General features: G+C 62.5%; 11 protein-coding genes, 4 tRNA genes and 2 rRNA genes (1 of these 17 cut by a window edge). 4 read left to right on the plus strand and 13 right to left on the minus strand.

What is annotated here, in order from left to right; genetic code table 11:
• The first annotated feature begins 32 nt into the window (after positions 1-32).
• Positions 33-107, plus strand: a tRNA-Gln gene (locus O9320_14190).
• 111 nt (positions 108-218) lie between these two features.
• On the plus strand, positions 219-1,142 hold the full coding sequence (gene ppk2, locus O9320_14195) for a polyphosphate kinase 2 (GenBank protein ID MCZ8311997.1): 924 nt from the start codon (positions 219-221) through the stop codon (positions 1,140-1,142).
• Between the two features lie 14 nt (positions 1,143-1,156).
• Here the strand turns inward: ppk2 and O9320_14200 are convergent, their stop codons facing one another.
• The 6 genes from O9320_14200 to O9320_14225 form a co-directional block, all read right to left on the minus strand.
• Complete coding sequence (locus tag O9320_14200) at positions 1,157-1,792, minus strand: ATP-binding cassette domain-containing protein (protein ID MCZ8311998.1); 636 nt, start codon at positions 1,790-1,792, stop codon at positions 1,157-1,159.
• Positions 1,789-3,465 (minus strand): ABC transporter permease, encoded by a 1,677-nt coding sequence (locus O9320_14205; GenBank protein ID MCZ8311999.1) that lies wholly within the window; start codon positions 3,463-3,465, stop codon positions 1,789-1,791. Before O9320_14205 ends, O9320_14200 begins: the two co-directional genes overlap by 4 nt.
• Before the next feature lies 1 nt (position 3,466).
• Positions 3,467-4,672, minus strand: coding sequence for an ABC transporter substrate-binding protein (locus O9320_14210; GenBank protein ID MCZ8312000.1), 1,206 nt, complete (start codon positions 4,670-4,672; stop codon positions 3,467-3,469).
• Positions 4,669-5,724, minus strand: a complete 1,056-nt coding sequence (locus O9320_14215) for an SPASM domain-containing protein (GenBank protein MCZ8312001.1) — start codon at positions 5,722-5,724, stop codon at positions 4,669-4,671. Before O9320_14215 ends, O9320_14210 begins: the two co-directional genes overlap by 4 nt.
• Positions 5,725-5,831: 107 nt before the next feature.
• Positions 5,832-8,927 (minus strand): efflux RND transporter permease subunit, encoded by a 3,096-nt coding sequence (locus tag O9320_14220; GenBank protein ID MCZ8312002.1) that lies wholly within the window; start codon positions 8,925-8,927, stop codon positions 5,832-5,834.
• Positions 8,924-10,003 carry an efflux RND transporter periplasmic adaptor subunit gene (locus O9320_14225; protein ID MCZ8312003.1) on the minus strand — a complete coding sequence of 360 codons (1,080 nt, stop codon included), beginning with the start codon at positions 10,001-10,003 and terminating at the stop codon, positions 8,924-8,926. Before O9320_14225 ends, O9320_14220 begins: the two co-directional genes overlap by 4 nt.
• A gap of 129 nt (positions 10,004-10,132) precedes the next feature.
• Between O9320_14225 and O9320_14230 the strand changes: the two genes are divergently transcribed.
• The gene (locus O9320_14230) at positions 10,133-10,765 is read left to right on the plus strand and encodes a TetR/AcrR family transcriptional regulator (protein MCZ8312004.1); all 633 of its coding nucleotides are present in this window, start codon (positions 10,133-10,135) and stop codon (positions 10,763-10,765) included.
• Here the strand turns inward: O9320_14230 and O9320_14235 are convergent.
• Positions 10,752-13,322: a cation-translocating P-type ATPase gene (locus tag O9320_14235; GenBank protein ID MCZ8312005.1), complete on the minus strand. Its 2,571-nt coding sequence runs from the start codon at positions 13,320-13,322 to the stop codon at positions 10,752-10,754. The two genes, O9320_14230 and O9320_14235, sit on opposite strands and share 14 nt — an antisense overlap.
• Positions 13,323-13,556: 234 nt before the next feature.
• On the opposite strand from O9320_14235, the gene O9320_14240 reads away from it, so the two are divergent.
• The gene (locus O9320_14240; protein ID MCZ8312006.1) at positions 13,557-13,772 is read left to right on the plus strand and encodes a hypothetical protein; all 216 of its coding nucleotides are present in this window, start codon (positions 13,557-13,559) and stop codon (positions 13,770-13,772) included.
• 202 nt (positions 13,773-13,974) lie between these two features.
• On the opposite strand, the gene O9320_14245 is transcribed toward O9320_14240, so the two are convergent.
• The 6 genes from O9320_14245 to O9320_14270 all read right to left on the minus strand — a co-directional run.
• Complete coding sequence (locus tag O9320_14245; GenBank protein MCZ8312007.1) at positions 13,975-15,663, minus strand: HAMP domain-containing methyl-accepting chemotaxis protein; 1,689 nt, start codon at positions 15,661-15,663, stop codon at positions 13,975-13,977.
• Between the two features lie 183 nt (positions 15,664-15,846).
• Positions 15,847-15,923 (minus strand) — tRNA-Met (locus O9320_14250).
• Between the two features lie 97 nt (positions 15,924-16,020).
• Positions 16,021-16,136 (minus strand): 5S ribosomal RNA (gene rrf, locus O9320_14255).
• A gap of 137 nt (positions 16,137-16,273) precedes the next feature.
• A 23S ribosomal RNA gene (locus O9320_14260) occupies positions 16,274-19,025 on the minus strand.
• Positions 19,026-19,543: 518 nt separating this feature from the next.
• A tRNA-Ala gene (locus O9320_14265) sits at positions 19,544-19,618 on the minus strand.
• A 26-nt stretch (positions 19,619-19,644) separates the two neighbouring features.
• A tRNA-Ile gene (locus O9320_14270) sits at positions 19,645-19,707 on the minus strand (it continues 14 nt past the right edge of the window).

A 19,707-nucleotide genomic window follows, 5' to 3' on the forward strand; every position in this document is an offset into this window, starting at 1 on the left:
GGTCTAAAAACGCGGGCCTTGAAAGTCCTTGCTGGGGCGTCGCCAAGCGGTAAGGCATCGGTTTTTGGTACCGACATACCTAGGTTCGAATCCTAGCGCCCCAGCCAATTCTCCTTCTGCCGCAAGCCATTGGCTCCAATGTCAGGCTCGGCGTCATAATTGTGACGCGGGCTGCCGCGTAAAGTTTCGGGAAACCGGAAACGACGAGGCAGGCCCCCATGAGCAGCGACCGGAACGACGCCAAAACCATCCACGAACGCGTGATGGCCGAAATGGCCGACAGCTTCGACGAGGAGCTTGAACTCGAGATCGACGATGGCCGCTTGGCCGCGATCATGGACGGCATGTCCGAACATCCGGAGCAGAACTCGATCGACCGGCGCATCTATTTCCGCGAGCTGTTCCGGCTGCAGAGCGAACTTGTGAAGCTGCAGGATTGGGTCGTCGACAAGAAGCTCAAGATCGTCGTGATCTTCGAAGGGCGCGATTCGGCCGGCAAGGGCGGGGCGATCAAGCGCATCACCCAGCGCCTCAATCCGCGCGTCTGCCGCGTGGCGGCCCTGCCCGCCCCCAACGAGCGCGAACGCACGCAATGGTATTTCCAGCGCTACGTGTCGCATCTGCCGGCGGGCGGCGAAATCGTGCTGTTCGACCGCTCCTGGTACAACAGGGCGGGTGTGGAACGCGTGATGGGCTTCTGCAACGAAGCGCAGGTCGAAGAATTTTTCCGCACCGTGCCGGAATTCGAGCGCATGCTCGTGCGCTCGGGCATCGTGCTCGTCAAATACTGGTTCTCGATCACCGACAGCGAGCAGCATCTGCGCTTCCAAATGCGCATCCACGATCCAATGAAACAGTGGAAACTGAGCCCGATGGATCTGCAGTCGCGCGTGCGCTGGGAGCAGTACACGAAGGCCAAAGAAGCGATGCTGCAGCACACCCATATTCCGGAAGCGCCGTGGTGGGTCGTGGAGGCCGTCGACAAGAAGCGCGCGCGCCTCAACTGCATCAGCCATCTGCTGAGCCAAATCCCGTACGGCGAGGTGCAGCACGAGCCGGTCGAACTGCCCGCCCGCGTCTACAATCCCGACTATATTCGCGGGCCCGTGCCGCGCGAGATGTACGTGCCGGCGATCTACTGACGGAAGCTTTCGCGTCAGGCGAAATTCTCGAGCGTGCGCACAACGCCGCCCGCCGCAACGGCATCTTGGCTGTCGTGGGTAACCATGAGGCACGGCAGCTTGCGCTCGCGCACATGCGCAAACACGAATTCACGCATCTGCGCGCGCAGATCGGCGTCGAGCTTGCCGAACGGCTCGTCGAGCAGGATCGCCGCAGGCTCGGCCAGCAACGCGCGCATGAGCGCCACGCGCTGGCGCTGGCCGCCCGACAAAGTCGCCGGATCGCGCACGGCAAAGCCAGCGAGGCCTGCGGCTGCAAGCGCTTCTTCGATGCGGGCACGGCGGTCGTTTGCGTCGGCGCGCAGACCGAAACCGAGATTGGCGCCGACCGACAGATGCGGAAACAAGAGATCGTCCTGGAACAGGATGCCGATGCGGCGACGCTCGGGCGGCAAGGCGCTGATCTCGACGCCGTCGAGCCGCACCGAGCCGCGCGCTGCAAGGCCCGGCGCCAGGGTGCCGCAGGCATAGGCGAGCAGGCTCGATTTGCCTGTCCCCGAAGCGCCCATCACAGTCGCGATTTCGCCGGGTGCGATGGCGAGCGAGAAATCAGCGACCAGCACGCGCGGCCCTGCCGCCAAGCGCACATGTTCGAATACAAGGCCGCTCATCTCAGCCCCCGTCGATCGCGAAACAAGAACGCGGGCACGGCCAGCGCCAAGCCGTAAGCCAGCAGCGGCAGCAGGGCCTGCAAAAACGCATAGACGCCGACGATGCGCCGATCGCCGCCCGAGGCGAGCGACACGGCCTCGGTCGCAAGGCTCGTGAGCCTGCCGCCGCCGCCCAGCACAGTCGGCAGATAAAGCCCGACGCTGACCGCAAAGCCGACGGCGGCGGCGACCAAGAGCGGGCGCAGCAGCAGCGGCAAGCGCACGGCGAAAAACACGCGCCATGGGGCTGCACCCAAGCACGCGGCGAGCTTGGCGTAGCGCGGATCGAGTGCGCGCCACGGATCGGCCAGCACCAGAAACACATACGGCAGCACGAACAGCAGATGGAACCATACGAGTGCCGCCCATGTGCCGTCCCAGCCCAGCCGCACCAAGAGGCTTTGCGCGCCGAGCAGGAACGAGATCTGCGGCACCAGCAGCGGCAGATAGAGCGCCCACAAAGCCGAAGGCCCCGCCGCACGCTGGCGGCGCGTCTCGTTTTCAAGGCACAGACAAACAAGCACGAGTGCAGCGACGGTCGCCGCCGCCGCGACCGACAAGGTCGTGGCGGCAGGCTCGGCAAGGCGTCCGGCTGCGCGCATCCAGTTGTCGAAGCTCCAGCGTTCGGGCAATGCGTGCGGAAAGCGCCACGCCGTTGCGACCGACCACAGTGCCATCGCCGCAACGCAAACGGCATTGATCGCGGCAACGGCGACCAGCGTGGCACGGGCGACCGGTGCCGCATGTTCGAGGGTGCGGCCCCGCGTGCCGTCGGCAAGCCACGGACGTGCCAGATGCGCAACTGCCGCTTCGCCGAGCCGCCAAAGGCCGATCGCACCGGCAACAAGCAACAGCTGAAGACTGGCCGCCGCCATTGCCGGCAAAAACAGATCGAGCAGCGGATCGTTGGCCCAACGCACGGCGAGTACAGCCAAAGGCGGCGGGTTCGACGGCCCGAGGATCAACGCCACATCGACCGCAGACAGCGAAAACGCCAGCACCGCGTAGATCGGCAAACGGATCTGCGGATAGAGCTGCGGCAGAATCGCCTTTAGCCACGCGGCAAACGGCGAATAGCCAAGCGTGCGCGCCGTTGCCATTGTGGCTGTCGCCGCGATCTGCCCGTGGGCGGCAACCGCCATCAGCAGCAGATAGGGCGCTTCCTTGAGTACCAGGCCCAGCACGAGCGCAATCCCCGCTGAATCGCCCACGCTCGCGAAATCGGGCGGGCGCGTCCAGCCGGTGAGTTCCGGCGACACGAGCCGAACGAGCCAGCCCGAGGGAGCAATCAGAAACGCAAAGCCGAGTGCGATCGCCGCGTGCGGCGTGGCCAGCAGCGGTGCGAGCAATCGCTCGGCGCTGCGGAAGATTGGCCTTCCATGGGCCGCCGCACAGAAGCCCAAGGCAAGCCCAAGCGAAATCAGGCTTGCGGCAAACCCGGTGCCGAGGGTCAATACAACGCTGCCCGCCAAACCCGGCTGATCGAACAGGCGTTCGAAAACCCGGAAACCGATTTGCGTTTCGCCCAGAGCAGGCAGATAGCCGAAGGCAGGCAGCAGCGTGAAAACAAGACCCGCCGCAACCGGCCCCAAAAACAACGCAAGCGTCAGATAAGGGACGACACCAAGCGCCATGTCAGCCGGTATAGCGCCGTTCCCAATCGGCGGCGATGCGCGTCATCCAGCTTGGATGCGGCTCGGGCAACACGCGGCCAAGCTCGGCTTGCGTCGGCATGCCGGCGATCGGCGGAACGGCGGCGAAGAAACGGCGCGCTTCTTCCGGCAGCTTCGCGATGTCGAGCACGCTCGGATTGCCGAGTTGGCGCGGATCGCTCATGCGCGCCTGCGCCTCCGGCCCCATCAGAAAATCCGACGCAACCATGGCAGCCGCGCGGTTGGCGGCATTGTAGGGGATCGCCACAAAACTCGTATTGCCGATGGTGCCCGCCGCCATCGTATAGACGCGCGCGGTTTTGGGCAGCAATTCGTTGGCGATCGACACGGCCGCTTCGGCCGGATTGAACGACACCATCAGATCGATCTCGCCGTCGTTCAAAAGCTGGCGCTGGGCGGGCCCGCTGTCGGGAAATTGGCGGCCCTGGCGCCACAAAGCCGGGCGCAGCGCATCGTACCAGCGCCACAAGGGGGCAACGCTTGCTTCGTATTCGCCGCCTGCCTCGCGCTGCAGCACCGCGGAATCGGGTGCAAGCTCGAACAGGGCCTGCTTGAGGAACGTCGCCCCAAGAAAATTGCGCACAGCCGGATGCGTGGTGCGCCCCGGGTTGGCAAGCGCCCAGTCGCGCAAAGCCGGGATCGAACGCGGCGGGTTTGCGAGCCGTGCCGCATCGTACACATAAACGATCTGCGCCATGCGCCAAGGAGCCGCATAACCTTCGACGGGCACCGTGAAGTCGACGATCGTCGAGGGTTTGCCGACCGTATCGACATAGCGGAAATTCGGCAATTCCTGCGCAAACGGCCCGAACAGAAGGCCGCGTTCTTTCATGGCGACGAAATTGGGACCGTTGATCCACACAAGATCGACCGCCCCGCCTGCATCGCGGCCCGCCGACTTCTCGGCGATCACGCGCTGCACAGCCTCGGCTGTGTCGCGCAAACGCACATGGCGCAGCTCGATGCCGAATTCGGCGCGCAAGCGGATCGCCGTCCATTCGATGAAGGCGTTCGTGCGCTCGTCCCCGCCCCAGGCATTGAAAAACACTGGCTTGCCGCGCGCTTGGGCCAGCGTTTGCCCCCACGCCGCTTGCGCGCTTGCACGCGGCGACGGAAAAACGGCAGCAGAGGCTGCCGCAGCGACGAAATGCCGACGCGTGATCCTCATTGGGCTGCCGCCATCCGTGCGACGCGCCGGCGTTCGGCGGCGGCCGCAAGGCGCGGTGCGAGCACTTCTTCATGGAAACGATCGCAGCCGATGCAAAGATTGGCGTAGGGCTTGCCAGTCGGCGTCGTGGTCGCGGATTTGGCGCGGAATTTTTCGACCGACCAGCCATCGGCGAGCCCCATGCGGTCGGGCGTGCCCGCCGAGATCGCCTGGAAGGCCGGATCGCCCGCCAGCGAGTCGAGTATCTCGATCAGCGTGTCCTGCTGCAGATTGCCGATCGGCATTTTGGTTTTCATGCAGCACGGATAGACGTCGCCATTGGGCTCGATCGACACTTCAGCACCCGAATAGCCGTGGCGCAGAAAATCGAGACCGCCAGACCAGCGGCCGCAGAAATTGTCGTCGAGCGTTGCGGTCGAAAGTCCGTTGGTCCACGCTCGGCCGCGCGGCCAGATTTTGCCGATCCAGGCATCGGGTGTGGCGCCGAAGAAGCTGAAGAGCGGCCCGGTCTCGTCGAGCCAATTGCGGTTCTGGGCTGCAAGGCCCGAGACCGCCATGCCGCGCGATTCGAACAATCGCGTGAGCTCGTCCTTGAGGCGTTCGGGATCGATATTGACGTGGAAATCGTCGAGCCCAGCGCAGGAGAGCATCCAGATTCCGCGCTCAAGCAGGTCGTCGAGGATGCGCGGCGTCACGAGATCGCCGGTCGTCTGCACGACGACCTTAACGCCGCCATTGTCGCGATAGCGCGCCTGCAGCCGCTCGATGACCTTGTAGGTGACGTTCTCGCGGATCGGATCGAGCAGCGATTCTCCGCCCGAGAGAATCACGCGGCCGACTTTCTCGGGCAGGCTGCCGTCGGCGTTCGGGGCCGTTCGGTCGCGATAGACCAGGCGCTCGGGCAATGCATCGACGATGCGCGGGAAGGCCGCAACCGCTTCGGCCAGAACGCCCTTCATCTCCTCGGCATTGTAGGGCCGGAAGCGCTCTTCGTAGCAATGTTTGCAGCGCCGATGGCAGGCCCAGCTCACGACGTAGTAGATCGATTCCATTGGTCCCCCGTGGATTCCCCTTGGCGTTTCGCAACCGCGAAGCGACAAGTTACGAACGATTATGGCGGCGCCATGGCGCTGCCGCCAGGGGGCTTGGCGCCAAAACCCTATTCGGCTGCCGCAGCCGCCAGTTGGGGGAGGGGTTCGGCGACGGGATGGGGCCGTTTCACGCGGAACCAGGCCGCATAGAGGGCCGGCAGGAACGTGACCGTGAGCAGGGTTGCGACCACGAGCCCACCCATCATGGCGGCCGACATCGGCCCCCAGAACACGTTGCGGGTAAGCGGAATGAGCGCCAGGATCGCGGCCGCAGCAGTCAGCATAATCGGCCGGAACCGTGCCACGGTCGACTCGACGATCGCGGTCCAGGAATCGTGGCCGGCCGCAATTTCGCGCTCGATCTGGTCCACCAGAATGACCGAATTGCGCATGATCATGCCCGAGAGCGCAATCACGCCCAGGATCGCCGTAAAGCCGAACGGCAGCTGGAAAATCAGCAAGGCGCCTGCGGCCCCGATGATGCCCAAGGGGGCGGTCAGGAAAACCAGCATCGCGCGCCCGAAATGATGCAGCTGCAGCATCAGCAGCACCAGGGTCGCGACCGCGACCAGCGGCAGATTGACGAAGATCGAGGCTTGCGACTTGGCACTCTCCTCGACCGCCCCGCCCGCCTCGATCGTGTAGCCGGCCGGCAATTGGCGACGCAGCGGGGCAAGGGCCGCGTCGATCGCCTTGGACACGTCGGGCGGCTGCACGCTGTCCGGCAGATTGGCCTGCACCGTGATCGTCGGCATGCGATTGCGCCGCCACACAATGCCGGCCTCGCTGTCGGGCACAAGGCGCGCGATCTGCGCGAGCGGCACGGAAACGCCGTTCGCGGCGCGCACATAGACCTGCCCGAGTGTCGCCAAGGCCGTGCGCTCGTCGGCTGGTGCGCGCAGCAGAATCGGGATTATCGCATCGTCTTCGCGATAGCCGCCGATGGCGACACCGGCGGTCACGCCTGCCAGCGTGCGCCGCACAGTCTGCGAAGTGATGCCGAGGGCACGCGCACGGTCTTGGTCGATCGCGATGCGCAAGCTCGACACAGCCTCGCGCCAATCGTCGTGCACGTCGAACGTCGCGGGATGCGCGCGCACCTGGTCTTTGACGGCGTCGGCGAATTTGCGCAGCACCGCCGGATCGTCGCCGCGCACGCGAAACTGCACGGGCCAGCCGACCGGCGGGCCGCTATTGAGGCGATCGACGCGGCCGCGCACGCCTGCCGCATTTGCGCCGAGCTCGGTGCGAATACGCGCGATCACGCGCTCGCGCGCCTCGAGGTCGGCCGTCAATACGACAAGCTGGGCGAAGTTCGAGGATTGCAGCTGCTGGTCAAGCGGCAGATAGAAGCGCGGGCTGCCGCCGCCGACATAGGTCGCGATATTGACGACGTCGGGGTTGCCAGCGAGCGCGCGCTCCATCTGCTTGGCCGCCGCTTCGCTTGCGGCAAATCCGCTGCCTTCGGGGAGCCAAAGCTCGACCATCGCCTCGGCGCGGTTCGAGGCCGGAAAGAACTGCTTGGGCACGACGGCGAGCCCGGCGATGCCGGCCGCGAACAAGAAGCCCGTGGCACCGATCACGAGCCAGCGATAGCGCAGGCACCCATCGACGAAGCTGCGTAAACCCTTGTAGAAGCGCGTGTCGAACACGTTGTGCGCCCCGTGCGCCTTGCGCTCGGCGAGCAGCACGTAGCCCAGATACGGCGTGAAAAACACGGCCGCGAACCACGAAACGACAAGGGCTATCCCGACCACGGCGAAGATCGAAAACGTGTATTCGCCCGCCGTCGATTTGGCGAGGCCGACGGGGAGGAAGCCCGCGACCGTGATCAACGTGCCGGTCAGCATCGGCATGGCGGTCGAGGTGAAGGCGTAGGTCGCAGCGGCCGCCTTGTCCATGCCCTCTTCGAGTTTGCGGGCCATCATCTCGACTGCGATCATCGCATCGTCGACGAGCAGGCCAAGCGCGATGATCAAAGCACCCAGCGAAATCTTCTGGAGGGCGATGCCGAAATAATCCATCGCGAGAAACGTGATCGCCAGCACGAGCGGGATCGTGAGCGCCACGACGATGCCGGTGCGAAGCCCGAGGCTTAGAAAACTCACGACCAGCACGATCGCGATCGCCTCGAGCAGCGTGGTCAGAAACTCGCCGATATAGCGACCGACGATCTGCGGCTGGTCGGCGACCTTGCCGATCTCGATCCCGAGCGGCATTTGCGCGCCTGCCGCGGCGATCGCGGCGTCGAGGCGCGGGCCCAGTTCGACGACGTTGCCGTCGCGCGCCATGACGACGCCCAGCCCGATCGCGTCGCGATTCTGGAAACGCATGCGGAAGATCGGCGGGTCGACATAGCCGCGCGTAACCTCGGCGATGTCGCCGAGCCGGATTGTGGCGTCGCCCGCGCGCAGCCTGATCTCGGCGATCTCCGCCATGCGGTCCACCCCGCCTTCGACGCGCAAGCGCACGTCGCGCGCCGCCGTGTTGACCGTACCTGCCGGCTCGACATCGTTCTGGCCGCCGACCGCGCGCGCGATCGCATCCACGTCGATGCCAAGTTGCGCCAGACGCCGATTGGAAACGGTCACGAAGACGCGCTCCGCCTGTTCGCCGATCACGTCGATCTTCTCCACGCCGCGCACGCGCAGCAGCGCGTCGCGCAGCAGATCGGCTTGGTCTTTGAGCTGGCGGAAGCCGTAGCCCTCGCCGGTCAGCGCGTAGATGGCGCTGTAGGTGTCGCCGAATTCGTCGTTGAAGAACGGACCTTGCACGCCCGCGGGCAAGGTCGCGCGGATGTCGCCGATTTTCTTGCGGACCTGGTACCAGATGTCGGCCACCTGTTTGGGCGGCACGTCCTGGCGCAGATTGACGAAGATCAGCGATTCGCCCGGCCGCGACGAGGAGCGCGTGAAATCGAGATAGGGCACTTCCTGGAGTTTGCGCTCGAGGCGGGCCGTGACTTGGTTTTGCACCTCGTCGGCGGTCGCCCCCGGCCACGCGGTTTGCAACACCATCACGCGAAACGTGAAATCGGGATCTTCTTTCTGGCCTAGCTTGAAGAAGGCGAGGATGCCTGCCGCCATCAGCAGTACCACGACAAAGCGCGTGAACGACGCGTGCGCGATCGCCCAGGCCGACAGGTTGAAGCGTTGCGCGCTCACGGCAACACCGCGGCCACGCGCACACGCTGGCCGTCGCGCAGCAGATGGGCACCCGCCGCAACGATCCGGTCGCCGGCGGAAAGGTCACCCGCAACAACGAGATTTTCGCCGCGCGTTCCCGCGACCTCGACGATGCGCGGCGTTGCGACGTCGCTGCCGACCGGCACGATCCAGACGTATTTCTCGGGTCCCTTGGCAATCACGGCCGACAGCGGCACTTCCACGCCGCTGATCGCAGCGGGTACGGCAAACGACACGTTCGCCGTCATGCCGAGCCGATAGGCGGGCGGAGCATCGGGGATCGCGATGCGTACGCGATAGGTGCGCGTGGCCCGGTCCGCCATCGCGGAGATTTCGCGGACCCGCCCGTCAATTGCAGCACCGGCAGCGGCCCACAGATCGACCTTTACGGCAGCGCCGGGGAAAAACAGATCGACCTGCGATTCGGGAACCGCGATTGCCACTTCGCGGCCATCGAGCCGTGCAAGGCGGAACACGGTTTGGCCGACACCCAAGACTTGACCGGGTTCGGCCTCGACGGAAGTGACGATCGCGGCAGCGTCGGCCGCAAGATTCGTGTAGCCGGTCTGGTTGGCGCGTTCGCGCGCTTGCGATTCGACCTGGTCCAGTGCTGCTTTGGCGGCGCGATACTGCGTTTCGAACCGGTCGAACTGGGATTGCGCGATATGGCCGCGCTCGAGCAGCGCACGCTGGCGCGCTAAATCGGCCGTTGCGAGTTCGAGTTGCGACTGGGCCGCCGCGACGCCGGCCCGGGCACTGCGTTCGGACAAGGCAAGATCGCGCGCATCCAACCGCGCCAGGATCTGGCCAGCTTCGACGCGCGCACCCAGATCGACCCGCCTTTCAATCATTTTGCCCGCAACCCGGAAACCCAGTGCCGTTTCGATCCGCGGCACGATCTCGCCCGAAAACTGCAGTGTCGTTTCGCGCGGGCTTTGCTGCAGATCGATCAGGCGCACGGGCCGAATTTCCTCCGGCCGGGCCGGTGCTTCGCCGCAGGCGGCCAACGTGCCCATTGCGGCGAAGCCCATCAGCGCAAACAAAATCCGTGGCATATTCGACCTCGCGAAAGGCTGGAGTCGGAAGAAAGTGATCGTTGTTAACTTATGTATGATAAGTTATCATTGATAACTTATCTGTCAAGGCGCGTTTTATCGATCGAGGCGCAGGAAGTGTCCAAGGCATTGATTTTACAAAGAAAGCCAAAAGGCTCCGGGCATGAGCGGCGAGCCGAGATTCTCGATGCCGCCCAGCGCATCTTGCTGCGCGACGGCATCGAGCGCGTAACCGTCCGCGCCATTGCTGCCGAAATCGGCACGTCTTCGACGGCGCTTTACGTCTATTTCCCGACGCGCGATGCGATCCTGCTGTCCTTGTGCGACCGCACGATGGGCGAGTTGCTGGTCCAATTCGATGCGCTCGACGCCACGCACGCAAACGATCTCGAAAAGCTCAAAGGCTTCATGGCCGCCTATGTGCTGTTCGGCCAAACGCATCCCGACGCCTATCGCATGGTATTTTCGATCAAGAGCCAAGGAATTGGGGCAGCCACGCATCTCGAGGCAAGCCCGAACGAGGCTGCGGGCAATGTCGGCCCGCAGCTTTTCGGCCGTCTGCTCGCCCTGGTCGAGCGCTTGGTCGCGGCAGGCACCTTTGCCGCACGCGATCCGGTGGCGATCGCGGAGACGATCTGGATGCTTGGGCACGGCATGATCATGCTGACGGTTTCGATGCCGCAATTTCCGTGGAAAGAACCCGCCCGCGCGATCGAGGCGGCAACCGAGAATCTACTGGCGGGCCTCCTCAAGCGCGCCTGACTGGCACCATCGCCCTGCGCAGCAGCGGCTTGGCGATCTCGAGCACGACCAGAACCAACAGCCCAGCACCGACGGTCAGCAGAAGATCGTCGGCATGCAGCGGGCCGAAGCGGAACAGATCGCGCAGGGCCGGAATGGCCAGCGTGGCCCCCAGCATCAGAACGACGAAAGGCAGCACGATCGCAAGGGCGCGATTGGGCCGCCGGATCGCCTGCAAGAGCGAAGCGCTCGCCGAGCGGTTGACGAGAATGAGTGCGACAATCACCGTGACCAGCGAGAAAAAGGCAAGGGCGCGCACCTCGTCGGCCGGCATGCCGCGCTTGAACGCGACGACGAAGATGGCCGCCACAAGCCCGAACGCGAAGACGCCCTGGAGCACGCTCCAGACCACCATCGCGCGCGAGAACAACGGCTCGACGGGATCTCGCGGCGGGCGGCGCATCAAATCGTCCTCGGCCGTCTCGGCTTCGAACACGAGCGAGCAGACCGGGTCGATCACCATTTCCAGAAACGCGATATGCACCGGCCCCAAAAGGATCGGCAACCCGAAAAGCAGTGGCAGCAAAGCGAGACCCGCGATCGGCACATGCACTGCCAATATGAAACTCATCGCCTTGCGCAGATTGTCGTAGATGCGCCGACCGAGTTTGACGGTCGCGACGATCGAGCCAAAATCGTCGTCGAGAAGCACGATCGACGACGCCTCGCGCGCAACGTCCGTGCCGCGCTTTCCCATCGCGACGCCGATATTGGCAGCTTTGAGCGAGGGCGCATCGTTGACACCGTCGCCGGTCATCGCCACGACGTCGCCATTGGCCTGCAAAGCGCGCACGATGCGCAGCTTCTGCTCCGGCATCACGCGCGCAAAGACCGTGGCAGTTGCGACACGCTTAGCGAGGTCGGCGTCCGAAAGCGTTGCGAGCGCGTCGCCCGCGACGATATCAGTACCCTCAAGCCCGGCGGCCCGCGCGATCGCAAGCGCGGTTGCCGGATAGTCGCCGGTGATCATCACCACGCGAATGCCGGCGGCCCGACATTCTTTGACCGCTGCGGGTACACTCGCGCGCAGCGGATCCGACAGGCCCAAAAGCCCGATAAAGACGAAGGCGAACCCCTCTTGCGTCTCCGGAAACGCGGCATCGGCGAATTCGGCCTGCGCCACGCCCAACACGCGCAGCCCCGCCGCTGCCATTTCCTCGACCGATTTTTCGAGACGCGCGCGCGCCTCGGCATCGAGACGGCAGAGGGCCGCGATCGCTTCCGGAGCTCCCTTTGCCGCAGCGACATACGGGGCAGAGGCATCTGTGCCGGGCCAGACATTCGTCATGGCCAAGCACTCGGACCGCAGCGCATAGCTTTTCAGCGGTGCCGACACGGCCGCTGCGTCGGCAAGCGGTGCGACCAAGACGGCGTTGTCGGCAATGTCGAAAATCGCCTTTTCCATCGGATCGAAGGGCTTGGGCGTGCTGGCGCGTGCGCCCACACGTACCAAATGCTGGAACGGCTCGCCGAGCGCTGCCGGCGTCGCAGCAAGTGTCGCGACCGTCCCGTCGGCAAGCCGCAACTCGGCGATCGCCATGCGGTTCTCGGTCAACGTCCCGGTCTTGTCGGTGCACAGGACCGTCGCCGACCCGAGCGTTTCGATCGCACTTGCGCGCCGCGTGAGCACGCGCACTTGCGAGATGCGCCAGGCCCCCATCGCCATGAAAACGGCGAGCACGACCGGAAACTCCTCGGGCAGCATCGACATGCCCACGGCAATGCCAGCCAAGACAGCATCGAGCCAGCCGCCACGCAGCGTGCCGTACAGCACGACCACGAGCACGCTTACGGCGGCACCGACCAGCGCGAAGACGCGCACGAGCTTGCGCGTCTGGATCTGCAGATGCGGGGCTGCGGTTTCAAGCTCGCCCAGCGAACGTCCGATGCGGCCGATTTCGCTGCGCGGCCCCGTCGCCAGAACCTCGGCAAGGCCCAAGCCGCGAACGACGAGCGTGCCGGAATAGACGAACGGCAGATCGTCGCCGCCCGGTCGCTTCGGCGCATCCTGCGCCTGCACGGACGGAACTTTGCGCACGGGTACCGACTCGCCCGTGAGCAGCGACTCGTCCGTCTGCAAATCCTGCGCTTCGACGAGCCGCGCATCGGCGGGGATACGATCGCCTTCGGCAAGCACGACGAGATCGCCGCGCACGACTTCGCTGCCGGCGATGCGCTGGCGCGTGCCGTCGCGAAGCACGAGGGCACGCGGGCTTGTGAGATCGCGCAACGCTTCGAGCACGCGCTCGGTGCGCGCTTCCTGCACCACCGTGATGACCACGGACATGCCGGCGAAGACGAGCAGCAGGATCGCTTCCTGGACGTCGCCAAGCACCAGATAGACCACGCCGCCGCCGATAAGCAGGGCGAGCATCGGCTCGCGCACAACCTCGGATACGATGCGCAGCGCGGTTCGGCGGGCCGTCTGCGGCAGGGCATTGGGCCCGTCTGTTGCGAGCCTCTGCTGGGCTTCGGCGGCCGTAAGGCCGGTACGTTCGGCGGCAGATGCGGCAGCCATGGGCGGAATGTCCCTTCGAAATGTCGGCGCGAAGCGTGTGAAGCTTGCCGAATTCGCGAAGGCGGCGCATTGCTCTAGCGCAATGCAAGCGTGGGACACAATACGGATTGGACCAGCTGGGTAGATTCCGATCCTGCAATGCCGGGCGCCAACAATCATTCGCAGCCGACTTCAAACGGCAATATCTATCCCGCAAGCTGATAGTGTCCTCAAATAAACTCCGGAGTAGCTTCAATGAAAATTCTGTTCACGGCACAGGCGATCGCCGTTGGCGGCCGCAACGGCCATTCCGAAGCAGCCGACAAGAGCGGGTCGGTCGATCTGTCGATCCCGAAGGAAATGGTCGGCCCCGGCAAGCCGGGGACAACGACGCCCGAGCATCTTTTTGCGACTGGTTACGCGGCCTGCTTCGGCAGTACGCTTGACTATGTCGCGCGCGACAAAAAATAGACGTCGCCGGCACCGCCATCACCGCGAAGACCGGCATCGGCCAGCGCGACGCCGGCGGCTTTGGCCTCGCCGTCTAACCCGAAGCCTATCTGCCAGGCCACGCCGAGACGGCGGCCAAGGCGCTTGCCGCCGGGGCACATACCATTTGCCCCTACTCGAACGCGATTCGGGGCAATGTCGACGTGACTCTGACCACGCGGGTTTAGGCGGCCGCAACCTCGGTCAGGAAGGTATCGATCCGCTGGCGGAGTGCCACAGCCTCCTGCGTCAACTCGCCGGCGGCCGAACGCACCTCGTCGGCAATGCGGCCGCTCTTGTCGGCTGCGTCGTTAACCCCGGTTATGTTGACCGATACCTCGCGCGTTCCGTCCGAGGCCTGCAGAACGTTGCGCGAGATCTCCTGCGTCGCCGAAGTCTGCTCCTCGATCGCAGCTGCGATCGCCGTGGTGATCTGATCGATCTCCCGAATTGTGCCGCCGATCGAGCCGATTGCCGCCACCGCGGATGTCGTCTCTTCCTGAATCTCCGAGATCTGCTGGCCGATTTCATCGGTGGCTTTGGCTGTCTGGCTTGCCAAGTTCTTCACCTCGGAGGCCACAACAGCAAAGCCTTTGCCGGCGTCGCCCGCGCGGGCTGCCTCGATCGTTGCATTGAGCGCCAACAGGTTCGTCTGGCTCGCGATGTTGTTAATGAGCTGGACGACCGCGCCGATGCGCTGCGCCGCCTCGGCAAGGCCCTTTACCTTGGCATTCGTCTGCTCGGACTCTTCGACGGCTTTGCGGGCAATGCCCGACGACGAGGAGACTTGGCCTGAAATTTCGCGGATCGAGGCCGTCAGTTCCTCGGTCGCCGAAGCGACGGTCTGCACGTTCGCGGACGCCTCTTCGGCTGCTGCAGCGACGGCGACCGCTTTTTGGAGCGTGTCGCCAGCGGTCGAATTCATCACCTCGGCAGACCTATTGAGGCCTTCGACCGAAGTGCCGACGATGTTGAGCCTGCCGGAAACGTCGGCGCGGAACTGTTCGATCATAACCATCAGTTTGTTCGTGCGCGCTTCGCGCTGGGCCACGTCGGCACGCTCTTTTTCTTGGGCCGCGCGTTGGTCGATCAAGCTTTGGCGGAAGACCGAAATGGTTCGGGCGATCATTCCCACCTCGTCTTTCCGTTCGATCCCTTCGGCGGACACATTCGTGTCGCCGGCTGCAAGCTTTTCGATCGTCGTGCCAAGTCGATTGATAGGGCCCGCGATCGCCCGGCTGGCCGCGAACAAGGCAAAAGCAAGACCGATCGCAATCAAGGCGAGGGAACCGACGAGCAACTGGGCAAAGCGAGTTTGGTAAAAATCGGAAAGCTCTTGGTCGAGTTTCGCGATCAGGATCTGGTCGGCGCTCGCCACTTCTTCAATGAACTTGTTCAAGGCTTGGCGATTCGCCCGATTCGCGTCGTTGTCACCAAAGACGCGCGCAGCGGCAGGGCTGACTTCGCGACCAAGGCGGGCGAGTTCCGTCCGTACATCGATAAACTTTTTTGTCTCCGCGAGCGCCTTTTCGAAAATGGCGCGCTGTTCCGGCTCGACGGATTGCCGCCATTTTTCCATTTCGGTTTCAAGCGATTTCAGCACTGCAGCAATGCCTTGTCCGAAGCGGGTCGCTTCCGCCGTGGTCTGCGACATATAGACGCCGCGCGACTCCATAACAGTGGCGTTAATGAGCCCGTTCACGCGTTCGGCACTCAAGGCACGGCGCGATGCCGCGACGGTCGCGTCGTTATAATCATTGTATTTGCGCATCGTATCGACGGCAAAGCCCGCGATGCCCAATGACACCAATGCGAGGAAGCTCGCTAGCAGTGAAATCTTTGCGCGGATGCGAAGGTTGTTGAACCAATCCATATTTCCCTCGGAAATCTAATTGAAAAACGACCAGCCGAATGCGGCAGCGGCCCCAGGAAAAAGGGCTTCCTAGTATTTTGGTTATATCAAGGTAACTATTAAATCTTCATGAATCGGTTGATGAATTGTTGCGCACAAAAAAACCCGCCGATTCGCATTTGCGAGTCGGCGGGTTTGATGTGTTGGTTGCGGGGACAGGATTTGAACCTGTGACCTTCAGGTTATGAGCCTGACGAGCTACCGGGCTGCTCCACCCCGCGCCAAGACGTTCGATGCTGCCCAAAAGACAACGCCCGCACGAAGCGGGCGTGTTGGACATGGATGGAAGAGAGATCGAAGCAACGTTCCGGTCGGAAGGCCCGGCGGCGACTTACTCTCCCGCGTCTTGAGACGCAGTACCATCAGCGCTGAGAGTTTTCACGGCCGAGTTCGGAATGGGATCGGGTGGAGCACCTCTCGCTAAGACCACCGGGCCGTCCGACCGGAACGTTGCTTCGAGATATGTTGATCGTGTTTTTCGATCGAGATTTACGTGCCATCGAGAATTCAAGCGAGCTTTCGAGTTCCCGAAGGGAAGCTCGACGCTGCGCGCGATATAACGACGACTAAGGAGATCAAGCCATTCGGATGATTAGGACCGGTAAGCTCAACGCATTACTGCGCTTACACACCCGGCCTATCAACGTGATGGTCTATCACGATCCTCAGGGAAGCCTTGTTTCGAGGTAAGTTTCCCGCTTAGATGCATTCAGCGGTTATCTTTTCCGTACATAGCTACCCGGCTATGCCGCTGGCGCGACAACCGGTACACCAGAGGTACGTCCATCCCGGTCCTCTCGTACTAGGGACAGATCCTCTCAAGCTTCCTACACCCACGGCAGATAGGGACCGAACTGTCTCACGACGTTCTAAACCCAACTCACGTACCACTTTAATCGGCGAACAGCCGAACCCTTGGGACCTGCTCCGGCCCCAGGATGTGATGAGTCGACATCGAGGTGCCAAACGATGACGTCGATATGGACTCTTGGTCATCATCAGCCTGTTATCCCTAGAGTACCTTTTATCCGTTGAGCGATGGCCCTTCCACGTGGAACCACCGGATCACTATGGCCGACTTTCGTCTCTGCTCGACCTGTCGGTCTCGCAGTCAGGCGGGCTTATGCCATTGCACTCGAGGGCTGATTTCCGACCAGCCTGAGCCCACCATCGCGCGCCTCCGTTACTCTTTGGGAGGCGACCGCCCCAGTCAAACTGTCCACCACGCAGGGTCCTTATCCCGGATAACGGGACGAAGTTAGATATCAGAAAACGTAAGGGCGGTATTTCACCGTTGCCTCCACCAGAGCTGACGCCCCAGCTTCATAGGCTCCCGCCTATCCTACACATCCATTTCCTAATACCACTGCGAAGTTACAGTAAAGGTTCATAGGGTCTTTCCGTCTAACCGCGGGTACTCCGCATCTTCACGGAGAATTCAATTTCACTGAGCCGGTGCCGGAGACAGTGGGGAGATCGTTACGCCATTCGTGCAGGTCGGAACTTACCCGACAAGGAATTTCGCTACCTTAGGACCGTTATAGTTACGGCCGCCGTTTACTGGGGCTTCAATTCAAGCCTTTCAGCTCTCCTTTTAACCTTCCAGCACCGGGCAGGCGTCAGACCCTATACGTCCACTTACGTGTTCGCAGAGCCCTGTGTTTTAAGTAAACAGTCGCCACCCCCAATTCTGTGCCACCCGTCAATGCTTGCGCATAGGCGGGTCCCTCTTTTCCCGAAGTTACGAGGGTAATTTGCCTAGTTCCTTCGACACCGTTCTCTCAAGCGCCTTGGTATACTCTACCAGTCCACCAGTGTCGGTTTCGGGTACGGTCTATACGCTGGGGCTATTTCCTGGAAAGCATCATCCGCCCGCGGAATCCAATAACCGCAAACAAACTTACGCTTCCGTCAACACCCAGCAGGCCCTGGAATATTAACCAGGTTCCCATCGACTACGCCTTTCGGCCTCGCCTTAGGGGCCGGCTTACCCTGCGCGGATTAACCTTGCGCAGGAACCCTTGGACTTACGGCGACAGGGTTTCTCACCCTGTTTGTCGTTACTCATGTCAGCATTCTCACTTCCGATACCTCCAGCAGACCTAACGGTCCACCTTCACAGGCTTACGGAACGCTCCGCTACCGCGTGCTTGCGCACACTCGCATCTTCGGTGCCTGGCTTGAGACCCGTTACATTTTCGGCGCAGGACAGCTTGACCAGTGAGCTATTACGCTTTCTTTAAAGGATGGCTGCTTCTAAGCCAACCTCCTGGTTGTCAAAGCCGTCCCACATCCTTTCCCACTTAGCCAGGACTTGGGGACCTTAGATGGCGATCTGGGCTCTTTCCCTCTCGGCAATGGACCTTAGCACCCACTGCCTGCCTGCCGAGCTGTACTCCTCGGTATTCGGAGTTTGGTTAGGTTTGGTAAGGCTCGCGCCCCCCTAGCCCATCCAGTGCTCTACCCCCGAGGGTAATCACTCGACGCTCTACCTCAATAGATTTCGCGGAGAACCAGCTATTACCGGCCTTGATTGGCCTTTCACCCCTAGCCACAGGTCATCCCCTGCTTTTGCAACAGAAGTGGGTTCGGTCCTCCAGTGCGTGTTACCGCACCTTCAACCTGCCCATGGCTAGATCGACCGGTTTCGGGTCTAATCCCAGTGACTATTCGCCCTATTCAGACTCGCTTTCGCTGCGCCTACACCTAACGGCTTAAGCTCGCCACTGAAACTAACTCGCTGACCCATTATACAAAAGGTACGCAGTCACGGATCCACACGGCGAACCGCGTGTCCCGCTCCCACTGCTTGTAGGCATCCGGTTTCAGGTCTATTTCACTCCCCTTATCGGGGTGCTTTTCACCTTTCCCTCACGGTACTTGTTCGCTATCGGTCGGTAAGGAGTACTTAGGCTTGGAGGGTGGTCCCCCCATGTTCAGACAGGATTGCACGTGTCCCGCCTTACTCGAGGATCCCAGCATTTTCTACCCGTACGGGGCTATCACCCACTGAGGCCGCCCTTTCCAGAGCGTTCCGGTTCTTATGCTGTGATCACTGGCCTAGTCCGCGTTCGCTCGCCACTACTAACGGAGTCTCTGTTGATGTCCTTTCCTCCGGGTACTTAGATGTTTCAGTTCCCCGGGTTTGCTTCCACACCCCTATGTATTCAGGATGGGATCATCCTTGCGGATGGGGTTGCCCCATTCGGAAATCCGCGGATCAACGATCGCTCGCATCTCCCCGCGGCTTAACGCAGCGTGCCACGTCCTTCATCGCCTCTTACCGCCAAGGCATCCACCAAATGCCCTTGTCATACTTGATCTTCGTCTTTGTCGACGCTGTCCGACTGTCTTGCGACGGCCGGTCAGAGTCAGTGTCGTCGTCAACCCTGGGTTCGTCTAGGCAACTTGCCCAGGGCGCTCAGTATCGCGCGCAGAGTCGAAATTCCCGGAATGGTTAGAACCGGAAACCCAACCCAACGCTCTTTTTGAATTCTCGATCAGACACGTTAACTCGTTCGTCGCAAACGAACCTGCACACCGGCTCAAGGGCGAACCCTCTCACCGACGGGGTGGGAACCCCGTCATATTGCGCAGATACGATCTTGCGAACGTATCAACATATCTCTCTTCACCATGTCAAACAGCACCGGAGCGGCGAGCGAACTCGCCAACTCCTTAACCAGGTTACCCTGGATCTGGAAACTTCCTGAAGATCCGCCGACGCGCTGCTGTGCAGCGCATCTCTTTTCACCAGCCCGGTTTTTGCCGGGGCGGCTTTCTAGGTCGAGCGGTCGGTCCTGTCAACCGATAACGCCTGCCATACTTCGTGTTTCGAAGATGGTGGAGGCGGACGGGATTGAACCGACGACCCCCTGCTTGCAAAGCAGGTGCTCTCCCACTGAGCTACGCCCCCGACCGGACTTTCGAACGGTGGAGAAATGGTGGGCCCGGGAAGACTTGAACTTCCGACCTCACGCTTATCAAGCGCGCGCTCTAACCAAC

Source organism: Magnetospirillum sp. (assembly GCA_027532905.1).
Lineage (GTDB): Bacteria > Pseudomonadota > Alphaproteobacteria > CACIAM-22H2 > CACIAM-22H2 > Tagaea.